The sequence below is a fragment of the Arthrobacter sp. 10N410 genome, assembly GCF_056394945.1.
The window spans coordinates 88,326-111,710 of the sequence record NZ_JBFTIP010000007.1 but is presented as its reverse complement, the minus strand read 5'-3'; the positions used below and the strand labels follow the sequence as shown (position 1 = coordinate 111,710).

The following is a 23,385-nucleotide window of genomic DNA, read 5'->3' as shown; positions in this document are numbered from 1 at the left end:
CTTCAATCCTTCTTGAGCGTGACGACGGGCAGGTAGGCGGTGCGGGTGGAGCCGTCGATTTGTTCGAAGTCCAGCGGCTCCCAGGCCTCGCGGTCGAAGCCGGCGCCCTGGTGCAGGGCGTGCGAGAGCAGGGCCCGGATGGAGTTGATGTGGCGTTCCCCCTCCGGCAGCTGCGCCCAGGCCTCGGCCAGCGTGGAGGCGCCTGCGGACGCGGCGCGGATCGCCTCGGGGCTGGCCTTGCCGGTCCGCGGCGAGCGCACCCGGTCCGAGTCGCTGAACGCGATCGGGTCGGCCAGCTTCGGCGGCGCGGCAAACTCGTCCGGGTCGAAGAGCTTGACCATGGCCAGGGATTCGAAACCGGCGTTGAAGAGCACCGGGCCGCGGACCAGGCCGGGTCGTTCGCGCTCGTAGGGCAGCGATCGGATTGCCTGCTCGGCCTCCCGCAGCACTTTTCGGAGCCGGACGGACTGGCGGTAGTCGTCGCTCTGGACATAGGTATTGAGGCTTTCGCTGAGCTTGCCGTAAATCCGCTGGATCTGGCTGTGCTGGCTGCGCAGTTCGGCCACCAGGTTCTTCAGCGTCTCGCGCTCGTCCTGGCTGAGTTCGTCCGCGAACTGCCGGCTGAGCACCTCCCCGATCGCGGAACGGAAGCGAAGCTGCTGCTGCGGGTCCTCGAGGAAGGCGGTGAAGGACCGGAACGTCCTGCCCTCCGGGCTCTGCCGGAGCCGCTTGTCAGCCTCCAGCACCTGCGCCATGGTGGCGCCCTTGCTGAGGGATTCTTCGATGATCTGGTTCCGCAGCTCGCCCACCAGCTCCTCGATCCGGTCACGCATCTTCTTGTAGTCCGCCGGCAGGCTCGCGGCGAGGTCCAGGATGTTGCCGGCCGCTTCGACGGCCTCCTCGTCGTCGAGCAGTCCGTCGAACTCGCCGGAACTGATCTCCTCGATCAGTTGGCGGCGTTCGCCGATCTCCTCCTCCAACGATTCCAGCCGGGCGCTCTGGTCCGGGTTGGTCTCGTTGGCGAGCTTCTCGACGTCGCCCAGCAGCGTGCCGAGCCGGGAGCCGTTGAGCGTGGAGCGTTCACTGGACAGGCTGTCCAGGAAGGCAAGGACGCGGGCGGCGGGCTCGGTGACTTCGTACACGATCTGGCCCGACTGGTTCCGCCGGGTCAGGAAGTTCTTGCGGGTCCACTCGTCGCCAAAGCCTTTGCCGTTGGCGGATCCGCCCAGACCCGGCTCCTGGCGCCGGAGCTGCTCAAGGAAAGCGTCGACGTCGGCGTGGAACTGTTCCAGCGGCAGCTGCGGCCGGGTGCGGGTGAAGGATGCCTGCAACACGGCGATCACCCACGGCGCCGACCGGGTCAGCGCCCAGGCCGGCCCCTTCGTAAGGAGTTCGAGGTCCCGGAGCCGGGCGCTGATGGCGTCGGCGGAGGACACAGCGGAACGGGACACGCAATTCTCCAATCGCTGCCGAGGGTGGGGTCGGGCAGCGGATCTAAGAAAACTGCCAACTACAAGGTTAACGCAGGGCCTCCCAATCCCTGATCCCTGCTGAACCGCTCGCGCAGCGGGTCAGCAGGCGCGAGGACCGGGCTGCGGGTGAGGTTTCCGCGACCACTCCGTGACCTACGCCCGGGTAGCATTTCGATCCCGTATCAAGGCCTCACGACGCGCCTCAAGACTCTGGCTGGGTTCCCCTCCGGCACCCTACGCTCGGGCTACTGGTTCAGCCGGAGCGTCGGTGCAGGAGGAAGAATGCAGTTCGATTTAAGCGCAGTGGAAACGGCCACCATGGTGTTCGTCGGGACGCTGGTTTTCGCCCTCGTGATAGCCCTCTTCATCATGGCCGCGGCCTTCGCGGCCCTGATGCTGGTGGGTGCAGCCCGGCTGTCCTGGTTCGTGGCTGCCAGTGTGCTGCTCGGCCTGGTCCACGGCATCAACGCCGGCTGGGACCGGCTGCTGCACCACGCCGCCACGGTGGAGCTCCCGGGAGAATTCCCCGGCGAACTAATAGGGCAGTCCTCCCCTAGCACGGGCACCTACCCGCGGGTAGTATTGCGGGACAGCTGAAGGGTCCTCCACCCGCGGCGGATCCAGGGCTCGAGCCGGACAACCCGGTTAGAGGAGATGCCCAATGAGCTCCGCCGTCGACAACCCAGCCACCGAAGATCCGGCCACCGACAGCTCCGCCGCCGAAGTTCCGGTGGCCGCGCAAAAGATCGGTCCCGAGGCCACCGCGGCAGATGCCCGGGCCATCGCCGAAGCCGCCCGCGAAACCAGTTGGGACCGCCCCAGCTTCGCCAAGGGTCTCTACCTCGGCAGCTTCGACCTCAGTCTCATCCACCCCTGGCCGCAGGCGCCGGCGGACGACGTCGAACGCGGCGAAGCGTTCATGGAGCGGCTCACCACATTCTGCCGGACCATGTCCGGCCGAACTATCGAGCGCGACGCCAAGATCCCCGACGAATACCTCTCCGGGCTGGCGGCCCTGGGCGTCTTTGGCATGAAGATCCCCCGCGAATACGGCGGCCTGGGCCTTTCCCTCGTGTACTACGGCCGGGCGCTGGCCCTGCTGGGTTCGGTCCACCCCAGCCTCGGTGCCCTCCTGTCCGCGCACCAGTCGATCGGTGTCCCGGAACCGGTCAAGGTGTTCGGCACGCCGGAGCAAAAGCGCGAGTACCTGCCGCGTTGCGCTTCCGGCGCTGTGACGGCGTTCCTGCTCACCGAGCCCGACGTCGGCAGCGATCCGGCCCGGATGGGCAGCACCGCCGTCCCCTCCGAGGACGGCCGGTCGTACACGCTGGACGGCGTGAAGCTCTGGACCACCAACGGCGTGATCGCCGAACTCGTGGTGGTGATGGCGCTCGTCCCCGCGCACACCGACGCGGACGGAACCGCGCACAAGGGCGGCATCAGCGCCTTCGTGGTGGAAATGGACTCCCCCGGCATCACGGTGGAGAACCGCAACGCGTTTATGGGCCTGCGCGGCATCGAAAACGGCGTCACCCGCTTCCACCAGGTCCAGGTGCCGGCCGCCAACCGGCTGGGGCGTGTTGGACAGGGCTTGAAAATCGCCCTCACCACGCTCAACACCGGACGCCTCTCCATTCCCGCACTCTGTGTTGCCTCCGGCCGCTGGAGCCTGAAAATCGCCAGGGAATGGTCCAACGCCCGCACCCAGTGGGGCCGCCCGGTGGGCGAGCACGAGGCGGTGGGCAAGAAGATCGCCTTCATCGCCGCCAGCGCCTTCGCGCTGGACGCCGTGTTCGAGCTGTCCGCGGAGCTGGCCGACGCCGGGCAGAAGGACGTCCGGATCGAAGCCGCCCTCGCCAAGCTGTGGTCCACCGAAATCAGCTGCCGGATCGCCGACGAACTGGTGCAGATACGCGGCGGTCGAGGCTTCGAAACCGCCGATTCGCTGGAGGCGCGCGGCGAGCGCGCCGTACCGGCCGAACAGCAGTTGCGGGACCTGCGGATCAACCGGATCTTCGAGGGCTCCTCGGAAATCATGCGGCTCCTGATCGCACGTGAGGCGGTGGACGCCCATCTGGCCGCCGCGGGTGCGCTCGCCTCCGAGGACGCCAGTCTGTCCGAAAAGGCGAAGGCCGCGGTGGGCGCCTCCGGCTTCTACGCCCGCTGGCTGCCGAAGCTGGTGGCCGGTACCGGGATGGATCCGCGCTCCTACGGCGACTTCGGCCGGCTCGCCAGGCAGCTGCGCTTCGTGGAACGCGCGTCGCGGCGGCTGGCGCGGCAGACCTTCTACGGAATGGGCCGCTGGCAGGCAAAGCTGGAACACAAGCAGGCGTTCCTGGGCCGGATCGTGGACATCGGAGCGGAGCTGTTCGCGATGGCCGCCTGCTGCTCGCGGGCGGAGATGCTGCTCCGGACCTCCCCGGAACGAGGCGCCTCGGCCTACGAGCTCGCCGACGCCTATTGCGAGCAGGCGCGGGTCCGCGTCGAGGAGTATTTCGACCAACTCTGGCGCAACACCGACGACGGCGACCGCGCCCTCACGCGCCAGGTCCTCGCCGGGGACTTCGAATGGCTTGAGGCGGGCGTGCTGGACCAGTCGGAGGGGACCGGCCCCTGGATTGCGGATGCCAGCCCGCGCGCCTCGGTGAAGGAGAACCTGCACCGAAAGTACCGCTGACGTGGGGCGATGCCGGTGCGGCCACGCTCTGGCATGAATAGTAAGCATCCTTGCTATTGGCGCGGCTGCCGTGGTTAGGTGGAATCAAGACCTGATGACGGTCGAAGCATTGCAGTGCCCGGTTCAAATTATGGGTTCGGGTCAACCAATGAAAGCGAGCAGCCATCGTGAGCAGCACAGCAGGCCCCGAAGACCGCCTTCCCCGCCGCGCACGCGAGGAAGACGCAATCGTTGACCGGGATCCCCGGATCCACGACGCCCGCCAGGACGGCGTGACTGCGGAACAGCCCGTCACGGCCGACCAGCAGGCGGAACGCCGCGCCGAGGCGCGAGCCGAAAACCGCGCCGAGGACCGGGCGGAGGCACGGGCCGAGCGCGCGAACGACACCCGTGCCTTCCCCGCCGCTCCGCTCGCGGGCACCGCTGCTACCGGCGCCGCCGCAGCGGGCACAGCCAGCCGCGACGACCGGGTGGTCCACGGGACCCGCGATGACCGCCTCGCAGACGACACCGTCGTTGAAGAGGTGCCCACCCGCGAAACCGTGGTGGCCCGCGAGAAGGAGCAGTTCGGCGGCGTCAAGATCGGCTCCGCGTTCTTCGGCTGGCTTGCCGCCACCGGCATGGCCGTGCTGCTCACCGCCCTGGTCGCCGCCGCCGGCACCGCCGTCGGCCTGGCCACCAACACCAACGTCAACGAGGCGGTCAACCAGGCCTCGCAGAACCAGAGTGTGGGAATCGCAGGCATCATCGCCCTGCTCGTGATCCTCTTTGTGTCCTACTACTGCGGCGGCTACGTGGCCGGCCGGATGGCCCGCTTCAACGGCGCCCGCCAGGGCCTGATGGTGTGGATCTGGGCACTGATCGCGGCCATCGTCGTCGCCATCCTTGCCATGACCGCCGGACAGCAGTTCAACGTCCTCGCAAACCTGAACAGCTTCCCGCGCATCCCGGTCAACGAGGGCGACCTCACCGCCACGAGCATGATCGCCGCGGTCGTCATTGCCGTGGTGGCCCTCATCGGCGCGATGCTCGGCGGCCTTGCCGGCATGCGCTTCCACCGCAAGGTGGACCGCGCAGGCTTCGCCCCGATAGAAACCGTCGAGGAGCGCTAGGCGAGAGTGACCGCGCCGACGTAGTACCAGCGTCGGTCCTCGCGCAGGAAACGGCTCGTTTCGTGCTGGACCCCGCGTTCGCCGTCGTGCCGGTAATACGCTTTGAACTCGACGGTCCCCTCGGTGTCCAGCGGGCCGCCGCGGCCCGTCGACACGATGTCCAGGCGCCGCCACCCCACGGCCGGATCCAGCTCCAGCTGGGCCGGCCGTGTGTCCGGATGCCAGGTCCGCAGCAGGTAGGCCGCATCAAGCACCACGAACGCGCTGTAGCGGGAACGCATCAGCTGCTCCGCGGTGGGGGCCTCCGCGTCGCCGCGGTGGAACCGGCCGCAGCAGTCGCCATACTGCTCGCCGGATAGGCACGGGCAGTTGCCCTGGTACGGGGCGTCGTGGGGCTCCGAACTGGCGGCCTGGGCGTGCGTCAAAGGGATCCTTCCGGCGGGCCGGGCGGGTCCGGCGTGGTCTGTTTCCGACTATAGACGCCCGGCCGGATTTGAGATTCCGACGGCGGCATTCGCGGCGGCGGGGACGCGGGAGTCCCCGTGCGGGTTGCCGAAGGTATCAGCTTGGACACATAGTGCCCGGTAAGGCCATTACCTGCGTGTCAGTTCGAAATTGTCCGTATGGTTAAGAAGGGCTGTTGCCCGGCGGAACGATTGCGGCACGGACCTCACTGCAGGCTGGATTGGAGAGGCGAAGTGGAAGACCCGACAACGATCGCCATGAACCTGACCTTCTTCGGCACCCTTGGTGTTGCCCTCGTCATGTTCTTCGGCCTCTTCCTTGCCCTCGTCATCACCTTGCTGCTTGCCGGAATCGGCCGGTTGCTGGCCATCGCCGTCGCGGCCCTCGCCAGCGGCCTGAAGTCAGCACGCGAACCGGCCGGCCAGACGATCGCCGTCGAACCTAGTGCCGCCGCCGGCAAGGCCGCGAGGCCGGCTAAGCCAGCCAAACCGGCCCGCAAGGAGCCCCAGCTGTCCCCGGAGTGGGCCGCCGCCGTCGAGCGTGCCGATGCCCGTGCCAGGGCGCGGGCCAAGGCCGAAGCCGCTCCGGAAATCAAGGTCTCAGTCCGCGAGCTCCCGAGCCCCAAGGCCCCGGCTCGCGACATCAAGGAAGTGGGACCCCTGGTCGAGTCCGCGATGGACCGGAACGGCGTCCCGGCTGCCGCGCCACTGGGCCTTAAGAAGCCCCCGGTTCCGGCCACGAGCCCAATCCTGGACACCGGCTCGCTCGCCATGCTCAAACACCAGCCGGCCAAGCCGGGCCAGCGGCAAAGCCCGCGGCCGGCCCAGGGGCAGAACACAGAACGCAAGGCCAGCTGAACCCTTACCCCTGGCAGGCATCTGGGCTACGTTGGAACCCATGGAATTCAGATACCTCGGGCACAGCGGCTTCAAGATTTCGGAAATCACCTTCGGCAACTGGCTCACCCACGGCTCGCAAGTGGAGAACGACGTCGCGACCCAGTGCGTGCGGGCAGCGCTCGACGCCGGGATCAGCACCTTTGACACGGCGGATGTCTACGCCAACACCGCAGCCGAGACGGTTCTGGGTGCGGCGCTCAAGGACGAGCGCCGGGAGTCGCTGGAAATCTTCACGAAGGTATTCGGTCCCACCGGGCCCAAGGGCCATAACGATCTTGGACTTTCCCGCAAGCACATCATGGAATCCATCAACGGCTCGCTGTCCCGGCTGCAGACGGACTACGTGGACCTCTACCAGGCCCACCGCTATGACTACGAGACGCCGCTGGAAGAAACCATGCAGGCCTTCGCCGACATCGTGCGGCAGGGCAAGGCGCTGTACATCGGCGTCAGTGAGTGGACGGCCAACCAGATCCGCGACGGCCATGCCCTCGCCAAGGACCTTGGCTTCCAGCTGATCTCCAACCAGCCGCAGTACTCCATGCTGTGGCGGGTCATCGAGGCCGAGGTGGTCCCGACGTCGGAGGAGCTGGGCCTGTCCCAGATCGTCTGGTCCCCCATGGCCCAGGGCGTGCTCAGTGGCAAGTACCACCCCGGCAAACCCGCGCCCGAGGGCAGCCGCGCCACGGACGCCAAGGGCGGCGCCCGGATGATCGAGCGCTGGATGTCCGACGAGGTGCTGACCGGAGTGCAGCAGCTCAAGCCGATCGCGGAGGAGGCCGGGCTGACCATGGCACAGCTGAGCATCGCGTGGGTGCTGCAGAACAAGAATGTGGCATCCGCCATCATGGGCGCGTCCCGCCCGGAGCAGATCGCCGGAAACGTGGCCGCCGCCGGCGTGAAACTGGACCCGGCCATCATGGACAAGATCGACGCCGCCATCGGTTCCCTCGCCGAACGGGACCCGGCGCAGACCAAGTCGCCGGCCTCCCGCGAGGCCTAGCCCGTGCAGACTCTGCCGGATCTCGCTGTCACCGGTGCCACCGGCCACCTCGGCGGCCAGGTGGCTCGGCTGCTGGCCGCCGCGGGAAGCGCCCAGCGGCTGCTCGTGCGCGACCTCGGCCGGGCACCGGAACTGGACGGCGCCGTTCCCGTCCTCGCCAGCTACGCGGACGCCGCACAGGCAAGAACCGCCCTGGCCGGGGTGAAGACCCTCTTCATGGTCTCCGCGGCGGAGGCCGAGGACAGGCTCCAGCAGCACTACACCTTCGTCGACGCGGCGGCTGAGGCCGGCGTGCAGCACATCGTGTACACCTCGTTCTTCGGCGCCGCCCCGGACTGCACCTTCACGCTGGGACGGGACCACTATGCCACCGAGGAGCGGATCAAGGCCTCCGGAATGGACTACACGATCCTGCGGGACAACTTCTACCTGGACTTCCTGCCGCTGCTGGCCGGCGCGGACGGTGTGATCCGCGGCCCCGCCGGGGACGGCGTGATGGCAGCCGTGGCCCGGGCGGACGTTGCCCGTTCCGCGCTGGCTGTGCTGCGGGACCCAGCGCTGCACGTGGGCCGGAGCTATGACCTGACCGGCCCGAAGGACCTTTCGCTGACCGCGGCCGCCGTCCTGCTGACCGCCGGCACCGGCCGCACCATCAGGTACCACAACGAGACCCTCGAAGAGGCGTACGCCTCCCGGGAACCCTATGGAGCGCCGCCCTGGCAAGTGGACGCCTGGGTCAGCACCTACACCGCCATCGCCGCCGGCGAGCTCGCGGGGCCGACGTCGGCCGTGCACGAACTGACCGGGCGGGAGCCGCTGGGACTGGCGGACTTCCTCGCCGAAGCGCACTCACTCTAGGCGGCAGGCCCTAGGCGGGCCGGCGCGCGGCCCGGTATTGACGCCTACCGGGCGGCGGCGTAGACCTGAAGGAACGCGAAGAGCACACAGAATCGCAGTCCCATGCCCAAACAACTGTCCAAGCACACTTCACCGGTCATGGCACGGCGCCGGCAAACGCAAAAGCTGGCGGCGCACGCCGGTGAGCCCAGCCATGGGCCGCTCACGGCCGAAGAGCTGCAGCTTGCAGTGCGGAACCACTCGATGCCGTTGGAGGCCCTCCGGAACGACGTGACACCGCCCGGGCTGCACTACCTGCTGGACCACTTCGACATCCCGGCCATCGACGCGGACAGCTGGCACCTGCGGATTGGCGGCGCGGTGCAGCGGTCGCTGGAACTGAACCTCCGGGCCCTGCGCCGCGCACCGAGCATCAGCGTCCCGGTCACGCTGGAGTGCGCCGGCAACGGCCGGGCCTTGCTCAAACCGCGGCCACTGAGCCAGCCCTGGATGATGGAGGGCGTCGGCACCGCCGTCTGGACCGGGGTGCCGCTGGCCTACCTGCTGACCCAGGCCGGCGTGGACGAGGACGCCGTCGAGGTCGCGTTCACCGGGGCCGACGCCGGGATCCAGGGCGGCGTGCGCCAGCAGTACGCGCGCAGCCTGCCGGTCAGCGAAGCGCTGCGGCCCGACGTCGTGCTGGCGTACCGGATGAACGGCGCCGAGCTGCCGCCGCAGCACGGCTACCCGCTGCGGCTCGTCGTCCCCGGCTGGTACGGCATGGCCAGCGTCAAGTGGCTGTCTGCTATCAAGGTGCTGACCAAGCCCTTCGACGGGTTCCAGCAGTCCGTCGCGTACCGCTACCAGCAAGACGCGGACGACGCCGGCACTCCGGTCAGGTGGATCAAGGTGCGTTCGCTCATGGTTCCGCCGGGCATCCCGGACTTCTTCACCCGGCAGCGGTTCCTGCCCGCGGGCCCGGTGATGCTGACCGGACGGGCCTGGTCCGGCCACGGCGCCGTCCAGCGGGTGGAGGTGGGAATCGACGGTAAATGGGCCCCCGCGCAGCTGGAACATCCCGCGGCGCCATTCGCCTGGTCCGCATGGTCGATGCCGTGGGTGGCGGATCCCGGACAGCACGAACTTTCCTGCCGCGCGACGGACTCCAGCGGCGCCACCCAGCCGCTCGAGCCGGTCTGGAACTACCAGGGCATGGGCAACAATGTGGTCCAGCGGGTCAAAGTCACTGTGGAATAGCCGCCGGACGAGTCCGCACCGATCCTGACGATCGGGACGGGAACCGCTAGTAGTCCACGATCGCGCCGCTAGAGATGTTGATGGTGGCATCGGTGATGGCGCCGGCCTTGTCCGAGGCGATGAAGCTCGCCACGTTGCCGACGTCCACCAGGGTGGCGGTGCGGTTCAGGTGCGCGGCCTTGGCGATCTCCACCACGATCTCCTCGCGCTCCTCCACCTGCCAGGGAATGGTCTCGATGATGCCGCCGGTGACCATGGTGACGACGCGCACCCCTGACTTCCCCAGTTCCAGGGCCCATTGCCGCCGCTGGCCCTCCATCGCATCCAAGGCCACCTTGAAGCCGCCGAGGCCGGCGAGGGTCTGCGGGCCCGAGCCGCCGAACATCAGCACGACGCCAGACTTTTGCTTGATCATGTAGCTCGCTGCGGCCCTGGTGGTGAGGAAGTGGGTGCGGGTGGCCAGTGTGATGGGCTGGGCAAAGTCATTGACGTCGATTTCCATCAGGGGCTGCTGGATATCGCCGAAGGAAATGACGTTGAACGAGATGTCGATCCGTTTGGACTTTTTCGCCACGAAGTCCACAAAGGCGTCCACTTGCTCCTCGTCCAGGGCATCGACGACGGCGGTTTCCGCCGTTCCACCTTGCTCCCTGATGTCCCGCGCGACTTTCTCCAGCCTGGATTCCGTGCGGCCTGCGAGATACACCGTCGCGCCCTCGCCCGCAAAGGCCCGTGCCACCGCTCCGCCGATCGCACCGCCGGCGCCGTAGATCAGCGCGGTCTTGCCCTGCAGTAGGCCGCCAGCCGGCACTTGGTTAGTGAGCATCGTTCCCTGCCTCCCGCCGCGGAGTGGTGAATTCCCTCAACTATGTTCTCGCTGGGGTCAGGTGACAAGGGGTCAGGTGGCAACGGGACGAACGGCTCAGGACACGAGGGTTCCGCGCACGATGCTCACGCTGGAGTGCGCGGGATTGCCGTCGACCGGTTCGTCGGACACGTCCACGATCGGGTACTCGCTCAGGTTCAGGCCCGCCGGCACCGGGAAGGTGCCCGAATCAGAGGTCATGACCCCAAGGCTCACCAGCCGGGACAGGTCCGGCGCTATCAGCCAGACCTCCTGGTACCCGCGGGCCTCATTCTTGTTGACCTGAACTTCCAGGGTGCGCTGACCGTCCTTGGCCTCGACGACGCGGGCCGATCCGGTGGCCGAGTGCTGATCGACCGGGGCGAGCTCGGCGCGGGCCAACGGGGTCACCTGCGCCTGGTTCTGCTGTACGGACCAGAAGGCTCCCGCCGCCAGAAGGACTGTGGCGGCGGCGGCCGCCAGCCACACCCCGGGGCGGCGCATCCAGCCCGCGCCCCCGCCGGGCTTCCGTTTCCGGGCGGCGCGCTCTTCCCTGGAGGGCAGCGGCGCCGGTGACGGTGACACCGGCGACTCCGACGACGCCGACGGCGACGGCGACGGCGCCGGCGAATCGGAGGCCGCGAGCGGGTTTGCGGCGACGGCGGGGGAAAGCCCCAGCGCGCTGTGAATTCCTGCCCACACCTGCGGTCCCGGCGCTTCGAGCGCGACGGCGTCCGGTCCCGGCTTGGCCGCGACCACGGCACGGCGGAGCCCCGCAAAGTCCGCTGCGCAGCCGGCGCAGGAGCGGAGGTGGTCCGCGGCGTCGTCCCCGAGCTCCTCGCCAAGTGCCAGCAGGCTCAGGGACTCCGGATCAAGATGTTGCACGGTCTACCTCCAATCGGCTTCTGAGCACGGACAGGCTGCGGCGGATGTGGCTCTTGACGGTACCAAGCGGCAGGTCCAGTTTCTGTGAGATCTGCGAGTGCGTCAGGTCGTCGTAAAAAGCGAGCTTGAGGATGGATCCTTGCGGTTCGCCCAGCCGCTCGAGTTCCCCATCCAGCAGCAGCCGGTCGGCGAGCAGCTCGGCCGCCGCGTGCCCGGCGGCCTGGCCCGGGTCCGGTGAGTGTTCGACGGCGGCCAGGACCTTCCGGGTTTCCCGCGTTGTAGCCGCCTGGGCGTCCGCAATGACATTCCGCGTGATGCCGACGATCCACGCCGGCAGCCGCGCCTTCGAGGGATCGAACGCGGACCGCGAGCGCCAGACCCGGATAAAGACTTCCTGGGTGGCATCGTCGGCCGCGGCGCTGTCGCGCAGCGAGCGCAAGGCCAGGGTGTGCACCAGGGGTGAGAATTGCCGGTACGCCTCTGCCAGCGCGGTTTCGTCCCCGGCAGCGAACGCCTCGTTCAGTCGCGCGTCCCAGGCGGAGGGGGACTCGAAAGGTGCCAAGCCCGGCTCCTTCCCCCTGCTGGCGGCGACAATGAGCGCTGCGTCCTGGATCACGCCGGCACCGCCGTGACAATCACATTGTCGCCGTAGTCCTGTTGTTCGTCCAGCCATCTGCCCCCGCAGGTCACGAGCTTCAGCTGCGGCGGCCCGTCGCGCCGAAACACGGAGGCGCCGTCGAACGCGTCCTTGGCCATCAGCTCCACCCGGATCACCCGATAGGCCAGGGGCGCGGCACCGTGCCGCTGGACCGTGACGATGGAGCCGGCCGGCAACGACTTGAGCTGGGAGAACGGCGCCGACTCGGAAGTGGTATCGACGTGCGCCGCCACCACGGCAGTGCCGGCGGCGGCCCCGGGAGCAGGCCCGAAGCGGTACCAGCCGGCCTGGTTGAAGGGCTCCGGGATCTCCATGGCCCCGTCGGGGCTGACCCCCACCTCCACAATGGCCATGTTGATGGTGGTTCCCGCGACAGTCAGGAAGCGCGGGGCCGGGTCCTTGGCCGGGCTGGCCACCGGGGCCGCCGGCCGGACCGGGATGGGTGACTTCGGGACCGCTGACTTTGGGGCGGGAGCCGGCGCGACCTGCACAGGCCGCGTGGGCCGGGTTTGCGGCGGTATTTCGACGCCGGGTTGGCCGGCGCCGGGGGCTGCAGTCCCCAGGCCGGCTGTCTCCGAAGGCAGCGGAGCGGAGCTCAACCGGGGGGCGGCGCAACCGGCGATCAGCAGCGCCACCGTGGCGGCGGATGCCGCGATCCGCGCGGCGGAGCGCTGGGCGGACCTTTGCGGAACATCGGCGTGGAGACGCCAGGTGGCCTTCGCCGTCTTGCGCAGCATATTCTTCCTCCTCCCGTGGGGAGCCCAAGGGCCGGCCGCCCGGGGTGTCCGGGCGGCCGGCGTGGGCGTTCGCGTCCTAGCGGGTGCGGCGGAACGCCGGCCGCCTGCGGGCCACAGCAACACCGCCGACAAGCAGCAGCATCACCGCGGCACCGATGCCCACAGTCGCGGCTGTCTGACCGAAGGGTGCGGTGCCGGCGTCGGCGGCGCCGGAGCGTCCGCCCGGAACGCCGCCGGGAGCGGAGTGCAGCCCCTCGATCTTCTGTACGGCCAGTTTCAGGTTCTTGTCCGCGAGGCTGCCCCATGCGTAGACCACGGTGTGGGTGCCTTCGGCGACAGTCACGTCGGCCGGGCCGATCACCGGAGCCGTGGTGCCGGCGGCGGCAACGGCAACGGACAGGGTCCCGGGGTCAAGGGTGAGCGTCTTCTCCTTGGGATTGGCCAGGTTTGAGATGACGGGGGCGCCGCCTGCAAGGATGTCCACGGCCGGCGCCGCTGCCGTATGGCGGACAGTGAGCTTGCCCTTGCCGGGACCGATTTGCGACACGTCGTTGGTGAAGAAGTTGGCCGTCGGTTTGCCCGCAGCGTCGAGGTTGGCAACGGCCGTGTAGTTGCCGCTGGCGGCGAGGTTGACCTTCACGGGACCGATTACGGGGGCAGAGGCGTCCTTGGCATTTGCGGCGGTGATGGCAAGTTCATAGGCCCCGGCAGGAAGGGCCAGCGGACCGGCCAGGGTCCCCGGGGCGAAGTCATCCAAGGTGCGTTCGCCGTTGACCCATACGTCAACGGTCAACCCCGGCACTCCGTGGAGGACGGAAAGCTGGGCGTCGGGCTCGGCCGCCTGGGCGGGGCCGGCAAGGGTGAGTGCTGCCGCGATTGCCACGGCGCCTGCACTGAAAAGGCTGGTACGCATTTACATCTCCTTCAACGGCCCGGGGAGCGGGCGATTATTTGCTTACACCCCTACTACCGGCGCGTGGAGCCGTTTGGATGCAGATGCATGTAGAAATGTTTTGCAGGAGGACTGTGCGTGCCCAGCGGACGTAGTCCAGCAGCCGGGTTCCTCAGTGAGGTGCCCGGCTGCCGCAGGAGACGATCTGGGGTGGCCTAGGGACGCGGAGGGACCTCCGGGCCGCCTCTCCCCTCGTGAACTTCCGGAGGAACAGCCGCGGACGGGCCGCCGATCCCATAGAAGCCCGGCGGCCCGGGTTGCTGCTCGGGCGTTCCGGCCTGGGCCGCAGTCTGGCCCGGGCTGGGTGCCTGCTGGCCGTACGCGGGGGCCGGCGGAGGGCCGGCGGTCGGCACCGGCTGGAGGTCGCCCGGATCGGTGGGCCCCATGTCCAGATGGAACGGCGGGTATTCGTCCCGCATGAGGGCCACGTAGGTGATGACGCGGTAGATCCAGCGGTTCAGGCCCATCAGCAGGTCGAACAGCCCGCGCCAGTACTGGCCGGTGAACAACAGGATGACGCCCGCGATGAGCACCAGCAGCCCGATCAGCGAGATGCCGGCGTTCTGCTGGACCCACTGCCCGTCGTCCCAGTAACCCTCGCGGCTGCCCCAGACTCTCGTGGTGCCGGTGAGGACCCCCACGATGAGCAGATGCGGGATGGCCAGCAGCCAGGACTTCACCAGCACTAAGCCGTGGGACAGTTTCTCCGGGTAGTCGACGTCGAAGTCCGCCGGATAGCCGGTGCGGGCCAGCGTGAATGGCGGGTACTGGTCCGTGCCGATCGCCGCGTAGGAGTAGAAGGCCACCCGCCAGCTCCAGCGGATCACGCCCACGTTGAAGTTGAACAGCGAGCGCGGATAGCGGCCGGTGAAAAGGATCGCGAAGCCGGCCACGATTGTGGTGACGACGAAGGCGAACCAAAGGAAGAACAGCACGATGTAGTGCGGGATGGCCAGGAACCACTTGACCAGCCACAGCCAGCGGGACAGTTGCGGGTCCAGATAGCCACTGAGCCGGGCCGGATAGACATAACCCCCGGGAGGGGCGCCGGACGGCAGCGGTCCCGCCGAGTACGGGGCACCTGCGTAGGGAGCGCCGGCGTAGGAAGCACCTGTGTAAGGAGCCGGGGCGTGTGGAGCGCCGGCGTAAGGAGCCCCAGGCTGCTGCCCGGGACCCTGCGGCGGCCTGCCGCGTCCCAGCCCGGCTGCGCCGGCCACAATCAGGGGGACACCCACCGCCAGCAACACAATGCCGCCGATCAGTAGCCCGAGGAAGATTGGCCAGAGGAGGTCCGAGCGGGCACCGCCGCGGAGGTCGACAGAAACCGGGCTGCTCGCGTCGGCGTTCATGATCACGACCGCCCAGTTCCCGGAGCGCAGGTCCCACTTGAGTTCCTGGCTGCCGGCCCCGGTGGCGGACGCCGTCCAAAATTTCTGATCCGCAGGCCGGGCGGGAGGCTTGGTTCCGGACACATCACGGTACTCGGCCCGGAAAGGCGAGAAGCGGACCTCGGTCAGCTCGGAATGTTTGACGCCGCTCAAATAGGCGGCCACATCTGCCTGCGGAGCGATGCCGATGAAGATCTGCTGCGCCGAGTCCGCAGCGGAGCCGCGCAGCATCACGCTGCCGGCCGCCGCGGCCGGGTCGACTCCGGCGGGTCCGGCGTCGGTCATGACGTTCAGCCGCGGCGAGGTCAACGCGTAAGAGTCCACCGTGTAGCGCTCGGACGGGGTGGTGAAATAGCCGCCGTCGCGCTGCTGGTAATTGGCCCAACCGGTGAAGCCGGCCCCGGCGAGAAGTCCCAGTCCCAGCAGCGCCGCAAGCGTGCCGAGCACCAGCATGACAATCCGGCCCGGTTTCATGGCCGTTCCAACGCCTCCAGCAGTGACTTGCCCCATCGTGCGGCCTTCTCGATTTCGCCGGGCCGCAACGGCCCCTCGCTGCCCTGGACGTAAAAGGGCATAGGCTCGGAAATGATGTCGGCGCCGTTGTCCCGGAGCGCGTGCGCCATCTTCTTCGCCGCGTCGCCGTGGACGAACATCCGGACGCGGGTGTCGAAAGCTGCCGCTTTGACCCCGTTAAGATGGCCGTCCCCAAGCGTCGAGAGCAACTCCGTGATCTTCGGCGTCGGACGCCAGCCGTTGATGGGGCTTCCAAGTACGAGCAGGTCCCCCGCAGCCAGGTCGTCGGGGGAAAACTCGTTGACCGGCACGGGTGTGGCGTGGAGTTCGCCGAGCGAGCCGGCGACGGCTTCCGCCACGGATTTGGTGTTGCCGAACGCCGAATCGTAGACAACGTGGGCTTTCATGCGGTGATCACCACTTTCAGGGCCTTCGTTTCCGCGGCTCTGGCGAAGGTGTCGTAGGCGTCCATGAACTGGTCGAAACTGAAGTGGTGGGTGGCGAACTTGTCTGCCGGCACCTTGTCCTGGGCTACCAGCTTGAGCAACATCGGGGTGGTGTTGGCATTGACCAGACCCATGCTGATGTTGATGTTCCGGATCCAGAGGTCCTCCACGTGAAGTTCCACGGATTTTCCGTGCACTCCCACGTTGGCCACGTTGCCCCCCGGACGGACGATGTCGGTGCACATGCTGAAGGTTGCCGGGATACCGACAGCCTCGATCGCCACGTCCACGCCCTGCCCGTCAGTGAGCACCATGACCTGGTCCTTCCAGTCGGCGTCCCCGGAAAGCACGACGTCAGTGGCGCCAAACTCGCGTGATTTTTCCAGTCGGTTCGCGTCGAGGTCGATGGCAATGATGGTGGCGGCGCCATAGAGACCCGCGGTGGCGATTGCTGCAAGCCCGACCGGGCCGGCACCCACCACGGCCACGGTGTCGCCGGGCTTGACCCGGCCGTACTGCACCCCGATCTCAAACCCGGTGGGCAGGATGTCGGACAGCATCACTGCCTGCTCGTCGCTCACACCCTCCGGCAGTAGATGGAGCGAGTTTTCGGCGTAGGGGACGCGGACGTATTCGGCCTGTGTGCCGTCAATCAGGTGTCCAAAGATCCAGCCGATCCCGGACTGCCCTTCCTCGCCCATGCAGTGCGAGTAGAGCCCGGTCTTGCAGTTGGCGCAGTGCCCGCAGGACTTGATGCAGGAAATAATGACGCGGTCCCCCACCTTCAGTCCGGTCACGGAGGACCCGGTCTCGGTGATGGTTCCTACGCCCTCGTGGCCGAGGATCCGGCCCTTGGTTACGGCGGGCACGTCGCCCTTGAGGATGTGGAGATCCGTGCCGCAGATGGTGGTGGTATCCACCTTGACGATCACGTCGCTGGGATTCTGGATCTTCGGATCCGGGACGTCCGTCCAGGACTTCTGGCCGGGGCCGCCGTACACGAGGGCTTTCATGCGAGCTCCTTGGTTCTGAGGATGACGTGCGGATCGACGATCCGCAGGCGGCAGGGGGTGACAGACGAGTCAATGCCGGAAGAAACGATGGACTGGCGGGCGTGCTCGCGGAGTTCCTCGAAAGCTGCCGCGGTGACCCGGGCGTGCGCCAGGTCCACGATGATCTCGTAGCCTGCGAGTCTGGAAGTCACCCGGCGGCACACCACGTAGAGAGCCCGGATGTTGGCGGTCGTGACGACGCCGCGAACCTCGACGCGCGCGGACTCCTCCGCGGGGTCGATCCGGATGACCACCTTAATCCGCGGATCGCCGTGGGAGGGGTGTGCGTGGAAAGACCGGGCGCGGCTGGCTTGGTTCAAGTGTCGCAGCGGGCTCATGCGTTCTCAGAGCTCCCCCGCTGCGCAGCCGTAGTGGCGGTCGTCGTGTGCGCATCGGCTGCGACAGAATATTGACTAGACATGTTGGATGGTCTCCTGCCTTTCCTGCCCAAGCTGGAAAGTGCAAATGCCATTTCCTCACCCCAGGGTCCTAGCGAGACCGAAAATGCTTGCAGGCGGTTCATCCCCCATGGCCGTGCAGGAACCGCCCCAATTTCAGAATGACCTCCGTGCTGTTCGCGGGCAAGGGGGCGAAAGTCCCTTGCACGCGCCGGGGCTCGGGCGACTGGGAGGCGTGTGTTGGCAGTGACCAGTGGTGCGCGAATTGTTGCCACCCCCAGGTGGCCCTAGCCTGTTCCTATGCCGAAAAATGCCGTTTCCGCCGCTCAGCCGGGTCTTGCCCTCACCTCGGTCCGGCAGCCGGGGGAAATGACGCTGTGTGACATTTTCATTACGGACGGCATTGTTGCTCGGATTGTGCCCGCGGGCTCGCGGGGTCCGTCGGCGGAGGCATCGGCGGGCGGTCTCGACGTGGTGGACCTGGACGGGCGCTTCGTGATTCCGGGCCTGTGGGACGAGCATGTCCACATGACCCAGTGGGCCCTCGCCGCGGGCCGGATCGATCTTTCCGGCGCAGGCTCCGCTCGGGAAGCGGCCGCCGTCGTGCAATCCCAGCTGAATGAAAAGGGTTCCGGGGCGGCCGAAGGTAGAGGCTACGGCGGCGCCGCGGCCGGCGGCCGGACGCTCGTCGGCGTCGGATTCCGCGACGCTGTCTGGGCGGACATGCCCAGTCTTGAACTGCTCGACGGCGCAACCGCCGGCGTCCCCACGGCGCTGATCAGCCACGATCTGCACTGCGTGTGGCTCAACACCGCGGCCGCCGGGCGCTACGGCGTGGCCGTGGGTGCGGACGGACTGCTCCGCGAGGATCCGGCCTTTGAACTCACCAGGGAGTTGGGCCGACTGCCCGACGCCGCGGTCGACGCCATGGTCCGCGACGCCGGGAAGGCAGCCGCTGCGCGAGGCATCGTGGGGATTGTCGACTTCGAGATGGTCTGGAACCGGGATACGTGGCTGCGGCGGATCGCGGCGGGGTTCGATTCCTTCCGCGTTGATGCGGGGGTCTATCCGCAGGATCTGGACCGAGCCGTCGGCGCGGGGATGCGGACCGGCCAGCAGGTTCCGGAGGGCGGCGGACTCCTTCGGGTGGGTCCGCTGAAGGTCTTGATCGACGGCTCACTGAACACGCGCACGGCGTACTGCGTGGACCCCTACCCGCACGGCGGCCGCGGACTGCTCACGGTCAGCGAGCCGGAGTTGCTGGAGCTGCTGGTGCGGGCCCGCGACACCGGGTTCGTTCCCGCGGTACACGCGATCGGCGACGGCGCCAACGAGGTGGCTTTGAACGCCTTCGCGGCAGCCGGGATACCGGGCCGGATAGAGCATGCGCAGTTTGTCCGGCAGCAGGACTTCGCACGGTTCGGCGAACTCGGCCTCACCGCCAGCGTGCAGCCTGCCCACGCCCTCGATGACCGCGACGCGGCCGACTCCAACTGGGCCGGCCGGACGGAGCGGGCGTTCCCGCTGCGCTCCCTGCTCGACGCCGGGGCCACGCTGGCACTTGGCTCCGACGCTCCGGTCGCGGCGCTGGAACCCTGGACGGCCATGTCTGCCGCCACCACCCGGGCCCGGCAGGACGGCCGCGGTCCGTGGCACCCGGAGCAGGCGCTGACCCGGCAGGAGGCGCTGGCTGCGTCGTCGCGCGGACGGCGCCGGATCAGCGTCGGCGACCCTGCCGACGTCGTCGTGCTCGACGCCGACCCGCTGGCCGCCTCCGACGCCGAGTTTGCCGCGATGCCGGTGGCCGCGACGCTGGTGGCGGGGCGGTTCACGCACCGCGTCGGGTTTTAGCTGGGTGCGCCTAGGCGCCCTTAACGACTAGGCGCCCTTGACGCGGGCCTGGACCATGTTGGCATAAGGCAGCCTGCCGTGGTCTGCGATGAACGCGGCGTGGTAGCCGGCTTCGGCCGCGGCGAGCTGGTCCACGGGTAGCTCCTTCCACGCGATGATCAGCTTGTTGGCGGCGGCGAGCTGCCAGATCAGCCGCCCATCCCAGTGGCCCGGCGGCTTGCCCTTCCCGAAGTCCACGAACTCCTGGATCTGCCGGCGCAGCCCCCGGTTGCCTTTGCTGCCCGGCCCGGCCTTGCCCACGTAGAGGACGTCGGCACCATCGACCCATTCGACGTCGAGCGCCTCGGGCTTGAGGGTTGGATCCTTTTTCTTGAAGATGCCAGCCGTGCTCTTGGCGAGGAACTGAGGCCGGGCGCTACCCGGCCCGGGGCTCTCGGGCAGCAGCACGGCGAAGATGCCGGGTTTCTGGGGGATCCGGTTGATGTCCAACTCCGTTAGCGCCCGGAACCCGGTGAAGCCGTCCTGCTTCAGTGACTGTCTGTTGATCGGCATGGGTTCCTTGGCTTGGGCTTTTAGGCGTGGCGGTGCTCTTGGTGCCTACGGAGGCGGCGGTTTCTCGGCCGCCTTAATTGTCACAGGTGCCTGATTGACTGGATTCCATGGACGGCAAGCAAGGGCCCGACGTGGCTCCGGCGGACAGCGCAACGGTCGCGGACCTCGCGCGGATCCTGGCCGGAATCCCGGCCCCGGCCAGCGCAGCGGCCCTCATCGACGAAACACGCGAGCTGGAGGACCTGAAGTCCGCCCTGGCCGCCCGGCAGGCCCGGGACGCCGTCGCCTTCGACCTGGCCCAGCGCCGCGAACAATCCCTGGCCGGGGTTCCCGCCGACCAGCTCGGCACCGGCATTGCTGCGCAGCTCGCCCTCGCCCGCCGCGAATCCCCGGCCAAAGGCGGGAGACTCCTCGGCCTCGCCAAGGCACTCGTCACCGAAATGCCGCACACCCTCGCCGCCCTGGAAACCGGCCAGCTCAACGAATGGCGCGCCACCCTCCTGGCCCGCGAAACCGCCTGCCTGTCCCCCGCCGACCGGGCCGCCGTCGACGAAGAACTCGCCCCCGACGCCGGGACCTTCGACGGCGCGGGCGGCCGCGCCATCATCGCCGCGGCCCGTGCCGCCGCGTACCGGCGGGACCCGCGCTCCATCACCCAGCTCGCCGGCCACGCCGAAACCGAACGCCACGTCAGCCTCCGCCCGGCCCCCGACACCATGTGCTACCTGACGGCGTTGTTGTCGGTCGGCCAGGGAGTGGCCGTGCACGCGGCGCTCACCCGGTACGCAGACGCTGCCCGGGCCGCCGGGGATCCCCGTTCCCGGGGCCAGCTGATGGCCGACGCCCTGGTCGAACGCACCACCGGCAAAGCCGGCGGGATCAGCGGCATCGACATCCAGCTCATCATGACCGACCGCACCCTCTTCCAGGCCGACAGCGAACCCGCCCGTCTTCCCGGCTACGGCATCGTCCCAGCAGGGTGGGCCCGGGCCCTGCTGAGGGACGCGGGCACCGGCACTGCGGACGCGGCCGGCGGCTCGGCCGACGAACGCGCCTTCGCCCTCTGGCTCCGCAGGCTCTACACCGCGCCGGCCACCGGCGAACTCGTGGCCATGGACTCCCGCGCCCGGATCTTCCCGCCCGGGCTTCGCCGGTTAATCCAGGCCCGGGACGACACCTGCCGGACCCCGTACTGCGACGCACCCATCCGCCACCTGGACCACATCATCCCCTGGCACACCGGCGGCACCACCACAGCAGCCAACGGCGCCGGGCTCTGCGAAGCCTGCAACCACACCAAAGAAACCCCCGGCTGGAACGCACAACCACGACCCGGACCCCGGCACACCCTCCAACTCACCACACCCACCGGCCACAGCTACCACTCCACCGCCCCGCCGCTGCCGGGAGGGGCATATGGGTCGACTGCGACATTCGGCCAGCGTCGGGAAATTCGACACCTCGTCAAGGTGCTGAAGCTCGGGCGGGTCAGGACTGAGAGCGGCCTGAGACTTAGGGACGAGGTTGGCCGTCCGCGGCTTGCTGAGGGACTTCGGGGAGGGCGGCAGGCCGCCATGTATCCGCTAAAGGCCAAAAATCCGTTAAACACAGGACCTGCAGGTACCTTCGCGATCTCGCTATGAGACGGCTCGGACATTTTCATGTCCAGAACGACCCGGCTTAATCAAGTGGTTACCTGCAGGCGCTTTAAGCGTACGCCTGCCCAGAAGCCGAGGCTAGGGGTCCGTTGCCTCTTCCGGGCCGCACGAAAACACCCTCCGGCACAGAAGCGTAGAGTGGAACAAGACGCCTGATTCTGGACGCCGAGTGCTGAGGGAGAAATCGTGACGATTGACTGGGACGAAAAGAAGACTCTGCTGCAGGAACCGAACATCGCGGCCGTGACCCAACTTTGCGACGAACTGATGGAGAAGAAGCCGGGATCTGTGGTCCCGTACATCGACCCCGTCCATGATGAGGACGAGTGCCGCATCGTGACCCTCCATATTGCGCCCGGCAAGGGCTGCGAATCGGGGTTCGTCTCGCATTTCAACGAGGACGAGGCAGCCCGCCGCGCCACCTCCATCTACGAAGCCGTCGAACTCGACCCGCGCTATGTGATGCCGTGGAACGCCTATCCCTGGGTCCGCGACCCGGAGCTCCCGTCAGCCCTGAACGTCCAGGAAAAGACCGACGGCTTGCGGCCCTTCCGCCAGTTCATGAAGATCAACAAGCGGACCTCCGCGATCATCGCCCACGGTGCCGACGCCCACGCCTTCCTGACGCTGTTCGAAAAGACCTACCACTCCTCACTGAAGAACCGCGGCGTGAAAATCTACAAAGCCACCGCGCTGGGTGGCCGCGCCTTTGCCGTATCGCCGGCCAAGCAGGAAGAACTCCTGGCCAAGAACGTCGCAGTCTACAAGGACGCCATGCAGCGGGCGGGGATCCAGCACCTCTAGGGGCCACACGACGCCGGCTCGCCGCCGCCTGCCGACGTTGCCCTTGGGCCCAACGGCCCTGCCCAACCACGTCTCCCCCAGCCAAGCTGGGATAGCTGACCGCATCACGGCCGGCCCGTCGCAGACGGATACAGCGCTGACTGGTGCAGCTCGAAGGGACAACGGTATGGGACGTTTGGACGGCAAAGTCGCACTGATCAGCGGCGGCGCCCGCGGCATTGGCGCCGCGATCGCGCAGCGCTTCCTTGACGAAGGGGCGACGGCCGTCGTCGGCGACGTGCTGGACGACGACGGCGCCCAGCTACTGGCTCAACTCGGCGACGGCGTCCGCTACGTTCACCTGGACGTGACCAGCCCGGCGGACTGGGACGCAGCAGTTAACGAGGCCGTGTCCGCTTTCGGCGGCCTGAGCATCCTGGTCAACAATGCCGGCATCGTGAACTTCGGGCGGATCGACGACTACCCGCACGAACAGTGGGCCCGGATCATCGAGGTGAACCTCACCGGGGTCTTCAACGGCATCAAGGCCGCCGCCCCAGCGCTGGCCAGGGCGGGCTCCTCCTCCATCATCAACGTCTCCTCCATCGCCGGACTGCGCGGCTACGAGAACCTCGCCGGCTACACCGCGTCGAAATTCGGCGTGCGCGGCCTGACCAAGGCGGCCGCACTCGACCTTGGGCGGGACGGGACCCGGGTCAACTCCGTCCACCCCGGCGTCATCCAGACCCCCATGACCGAGGGCATGACCTTCGACACCGGCCATGTGCCCCTGCACCGGATCGGCCAACCCGCCGAGATCGCGCAGCTCGCCGTCTATCTGGCCAGCGAGGAATCCTCCTTCGTCACGGGTGCCGAATTCGTCATTGATGGCGGCGAAACCGCGGGCACCGTCGTGCCGCCCGGCAGCTGACCGCGCAAGATGGAG

Annotated in this window: 23 protein-coding genes; 11 read left to right on the top strand and 12 right to left on the bottom strand. The window is 68.1% G+C overall.

Going from position 1 to position 23,385, the window contains the following annotated elements:
- Positions 1-2 precede the first annotated feature (2 nt).
- Positions 3-1,451: a DUF3375 family protein gene (locus tag AC1DB8_RS14620; RefSeq protein WP_175324001.1), complete on the bottom strand. Its 1,449-nt coding sequence runs from the start codon at positions 1,449-1,451 to the stop codon at positions 3-5.
- A 303-nt stretch (positions 1,452-1,754) separates the two neighbouring features.
- Between AC1DB8_RS14620 and AC1DB8_RS14615 the strand changes: the two genes are divergently transcribed.
- From AC1DB8_RS14615 to AC1DB8_RS14605, 3 genes are all read left to right on the top strand, one after another.
- Positions 1,755-2,069 carry a hypothetical protein gene (locus AC1DB8_RS14615; RefSeq protein WP_441419286.1) on the top strand — a complete coding sequence of 105 codons (315 nt, stop codon included), beginning with the start codon at positions 1,755-1,757 and terminating at the stop codon, positions 2,067-2,069.
- Positions 2,070-2,133: 64 nt separating this feature from the next.
- Entirely contained in the window at positions 2,134-4,149 is a 2,016-nt protein-coding gene (locus AC1DB8_RS14610) for an acyl-CoA dehydrogenase family protein (protein WP_476893424.1), read from the top strand.
- Between the two features lie 167 nt (positions 4,150-4,316).
- The gene (locus AC1DB8_RS14605; RefSeq protein WP_476893423.1) at positions 4,317-5,261 is read left to right on the top strand and encodes a YrzE family protein; all 945 of its coding nucleotides are present in this window, start codon (positions 4,317-4,319) and stop codon (positions 5,259-5,261) included.
- Here AC1DB8_RS14605 and AC1DB8_RS14600 read toward each other — a convergent pair.
- Positions 5,258-5,686: a YchJ family protein gene (locus tag AC1DB8_RS14600; RefSeq protein WP_441419283.1), complete on the bottom strand. Its 429-nt coding sequence runs from the start codon at positions 5,684-5,686 to the stop codon at positions 5,258-5,260. The genes AC1DB8_RS14605 and AC1DB8_RS14600 overlap by 4 nt on opposite strands.
- A 273-nt stretch (positions 5,687-5,959) precedes the next feature.
- On the opposite strand from AC1DB8_RS14600, the gene AC1DB8_RS14595 reads away from it, so the two are divergent.
- The 4 genes from AC1DB8_RS14595 to AC1DB8_RS14580 all read left to right on the top strand — a co-directional run bounded on the left by AC1DB8_RS14595 (position 5,960) and on the right by AC1DB8_RS14580 (position 9,722).
- The gene (locus tag AC1DB8_RS14595) at positions 5,960-6,583 is read left to right on the top strand and encodes a hypothetical protein (RefSeq protein ID WP_476893422.1); all 624 of its coding nucleotides are present in this window, start codon (positions 5,960-5,962) and stop codon (positions 6,581-6,583) included.
- 40 nt (positions 6,584-6,623) lie between these two features.
- Positions 6,624-7,628, top strand: a complete 1,005-nt coding sequence (locus AC1DB8_RS14590) for an aldo/keto reductase family protein (RefSeq protein ID WP_441419281.1) — start codon at positions 6,624-6,626, stop codon at positions 7,626-7,628.
- 3 nt (positions 7,629-7,631) lie between these two features.
- Complete coding sequence (locus AC1DB8_RS14585) at positions 7,632-8,486, top strand: SDR family oxidoreductase (protein WP_476893421.1); 855 nt, start codon at positions 7,632-7,634, stop codon at positions 8,484-8,486.
- A 138-nt stretch (positions 8,487-8,624) separates the two neighbouring features.
- Positions 8,625-9,722: a sulfite oxidase gene (locus AC1DB8_RS14580; RefSeq protein ID WP_476893437.1), complete on the top strand. Its 1,098-nt coding sequence runs from the start codon at positions 8,625-8,627 to the stop codon at positions 9,720-9,722.
- 46 nt (positions 9,723-9,768) lie between these two features.
- Here the strand turns inward: AC1DB8_RS14580 and AC1DB8_RS14575 are convergent, their stop codons facing one another.
- The 9 genes from AC1DB8_RS14575 to AC1DB8_RS14535 all read right to left on the bottom strand — a co-directional run bounded on the left by AC1DB8_RS14575 (position 9,769) and on the right by AC1DB8_RS14535 (position 17,535).
- Positions 9,769-10,548, bottom strand: a complete 780-nt coding sequence (locus tag AC1DB8_RS14575; RefSeq protein WP_441419279.1) for an SDR family NAD(P)-dependent oxidoreductase — start codon at positions 10,546-10,548, stop codon at positions 9,769-9,771.
- A 96-nt stretch (positions 10,549-10,644) separates the two neighbouring features.
- A complete protein-coding gene (locus AC1DB8_RS14570) occupies positions 10,645-11,451 on the bottom strand; it encodes an anti-sigma factor domain-containing protein (protein ID WP_476893420.1) in 807 nt (268 codons plus the stop codon).
- A complete protein-coding gene (locus AC1DB8_RS14565; RefSeq protein WP_441419277.1) occupies positions 11,438-12,013 on the bottom strand; it encodes an RNA polymerase sigma factor in 576 nt (191 codons plus the stop codon). Before AC1DB8_RS14565 ends, AC1DB8_RS14570 begins: the two co-directional genes overlap by 14 nt.
- A gap of 50 nt (positions 12,014-12,063) precedes the next feature.
- Positions 12,064-12,846, bottom strand: a complete 783-nt coding sequence (locus tag AC1DB8_RS14560; protein WP_476893419.1) for a class F sortase — start codon at positions 12,844-12,846, stop codon at positions 12,064-12,066.
- Between the two features lie 76 nt (positions 12,847-12,922).
- Positions 12,923-13,759 (bottom strand): DUF4397 domain-containing protein, encoded by an 837-nt coding sequence (locus tag AC1DB8_RS14555; protein ID WP_441419275.1) that lies wholly within the window; start codon positions 13,757-13,759, stop codon positions 12,923-12,925.
- A 194-nt stretch (positions 13,760-13,953) separates the two neighbouring features.
- Positions 13,954-15,660, bottom strand: coding sequence for a DUF4389 domain-containing protein (locus AC1DB8_RS14550; RefSeq protein WP_476893418.1), 1,707 nt, complete (start codon positions 15,658-15,660; stop codon positions 13,954-13,956).
- Positions 15,657-16,106 (bottom strand): flavodoxin family protein, encoded by a 450-nt coding sequence (locus tag AC1DB8_RS14545; protein WP_441419273.1) that lies wholly within the window; start codon positions 16,104-16,106, stop codon positions 15,657-15,659. Before AC1DB8_RS14545 ends, AC1DB8_RS14550 begins: the two co-directional genes overlap by 4 nt.
- A complete protein-coding gene (locus AC1DB8_RS14540; protein WP_441419272.1) occupies positions 16,103-17,158 on the bottom strand; it encodes a zinc-dependent alcohol dehydrogenase family protein in 1,056 nt (351 codons plus the stop codon). Before AC1DB8_RS14540 ends, AC1DB8_RS14545 begins: the two co-directional genes overlap by 4 nt.
- Entirely contained in the window at positions 17,155-17,535 is a 381-nt protein-coding gene (locus tag AC1DB8_RS14535) for a DEAD/DEAH box helicase family protein (protein WP_441419271.1), read from the bottom strand. Before AC1DB8_RS14535 ends, AC1DB8_RS14540 begins: the two co-directional genes overlap by 4 nt.
- Positions 17,536-17,895: 360 nt before the next feature.
- Between AC1DB8_RS14535 and AC1DB8_RS14530 the strand changes: the two genes are divergently transcribed.
- A complete protein-coding gene (locus AC1DB8_RS14530) occupies positions 17,896-19,446 on the top strand; it encodes an amidohydrolase (protein WP_476893417.1) in 1,551 nt (516 codons plus the stop codon).
- 27 nt (positions 19,447-19,473) lie between these two features.
- On the opposite strand, the gene AC1DB8_RS14525 is transcribed toward AC1DB8_RS14530, so the two are convergent.
- Positions 19,474-19,998, bottom strand: coding sequence for a hypothetical protein (locus AC1DB8_RS14525; protein WP_441419269.1), 525 nt, complete (start codon positions 19,996-19,998; stop codon positions 19,474-19,476).
- A 107-nt stretch (positions 19,999-20,105) separates the two neighbouring features.
- On the opposite strand from AC1DB8_RS14525, the gene AC1DB8_RS14520 reads away from it, so the two are divergent.
- The 3 genes from AC1DB8_RS14520 (at position 20,106) to AC1DB8_RS14510 (ending at position 23,370) form a co-directional block, all read left to right on the top strand.
- A complete protein-coding gene (locus tag AC1DB8_RS14520) occupies positions 20,106-21,641 on the top strand; it encodes an HNH endonuclease (protein ID WP_441419268.1) in 1,536 nt (511 codons plus the stop codon).
- Positions 21,642-21,842: 201 nt separating this feature from the next.
- On the top strand, positions 21,843-22,460 hold the full coding sequence (locus AC1DB8_RS14515; protein WP_441419267.1) for a uracil-DNA glycosylase family protein: 618 nt from the start codon (positions 21,843-21,845) through the stop codon (positions 22,458-22,460).
- A gap of 166 nt (positions 22,461-22,626) precedes the next feature.
- Positions 22,627-23,370 carry a glucose 1-dehydrogenase gene (locus AC1DB8_RS14510; RefSeq protein ID WP_441419266.1) on the top strand — a complete coding sequence of 248 codons (744 nt, stop codon included), beginning with the start codon at positions 22,627-22,629 and terminating at the stop codon, positions 23,368-23,370.
- Positions 23,371-23,385 lie beyond the last annotated feature (15 nt).

Coding starts and splice junctions, on each gene's coding strand:
- AC1DB8_RS14575 (WP_441419279.1), bottom strand. CDS start 10,548: ATGCTCACTAACCAAGTGCCGGCTGGCGGCCTACTGCAGGGCAAGACC.
- AC1DB8_RS14540 (WP_441419272.1), bottom strand. CDS start 17,158: ATGAAAGCCCTCGTGTACGGCGGCCCCGGCCAGAAGTCCTGGACGGAC.
- AC1DB8_RS14610 (WP_476893424.1), top strand. CDS start 2,134: ATGAGCTCCGCCGTCGACAACCCAGCCACCGAAGATCCGGCCACCGAC.
- AC1DB8_RS14615 (WP_441419286.1), top strand. CDS start 1,755: ATGCAGTTCGATTTAAGCGCAGTGGAAACGGCCACCATGGTGTTCGTC.
- AC1DB8_RS14590 (WP_441419281.1), top strand. CDS start 6,624: ATGGAATTCAGATACCTCGGGCACAGCGGCTTCAAGATTTCGGAAATC.
- AC1DB8_RS14550 (WP_476893418.1), bottom strand. CDS start 15,660: ATGAAACCGGGCCGGATTGTCATGCTGGTGCTCGGCACGCTTGCGGCG.
- AC1DB8_RS14560 (WP_476893419.1), bottom strand. CDS start 12,846: ATGCTGCGCAAGACGGCGAAGGCCACCTGGCGTCTCCACGCCGATGTT.
- AC1DB8_RS14535 (WP_441419271.1), bottom strand. CDS start 17,535: ATGAGCCCGCTGCGACACTTGAACCAAGCCAGCCGCGCCCGGTCTTTC.
- AC1DB8_RS14555 (WP_441419275.1), bottom strand. CDS start 13,759: ATGCGTACCAGCCTTTTCAGTGCAGGCGCCGTGGCAATCGCGGCAGCA.
- AC1DB8_RS14580 (WP_476893437.1), top strand. CDS start 8,625: ATGGCACGGCGCCGGCAAACGCAAAAGCTGGCGGCGCACGCCGGTGAG.
- AC1DB8_RS14520 (WP_441419268.1), top strand. CDS start 20,106: ATGGACGGCAAGCAAGGGCCCGACGTGGCTCCGGCGGACAGCGCAACG.
- AC1DB8_RS14530 (WP_476893417.1), top strand. CDS start 17,896: ATGCCGAAAAATGCCGTTTCCGCCGCTCAGCCGGGTCTTGCCCTCACC.
- AC1DB8_RS14545 (WP_441419273.1), bottom strand. CDS start 16,106: ATGAAAGCCCACGTTGTCTACGATTCGGCGTTCGGCAACACCAAATCC.
- AC1DB8_RS14525 (WP_441419269.1), bottom strand. CDS start 19,998: ATGCCGATCAACAGACAGTCACTGAAGCAGGACGGCTTCACCGGGTTC.
- AC1DB8_RS14510 (WP_441419266.1), top strand. CDS start 22,627: ATGGGACGTTTGGACGGCAAAGTCGCACTGATCAGCGGCGGCGCCCGC.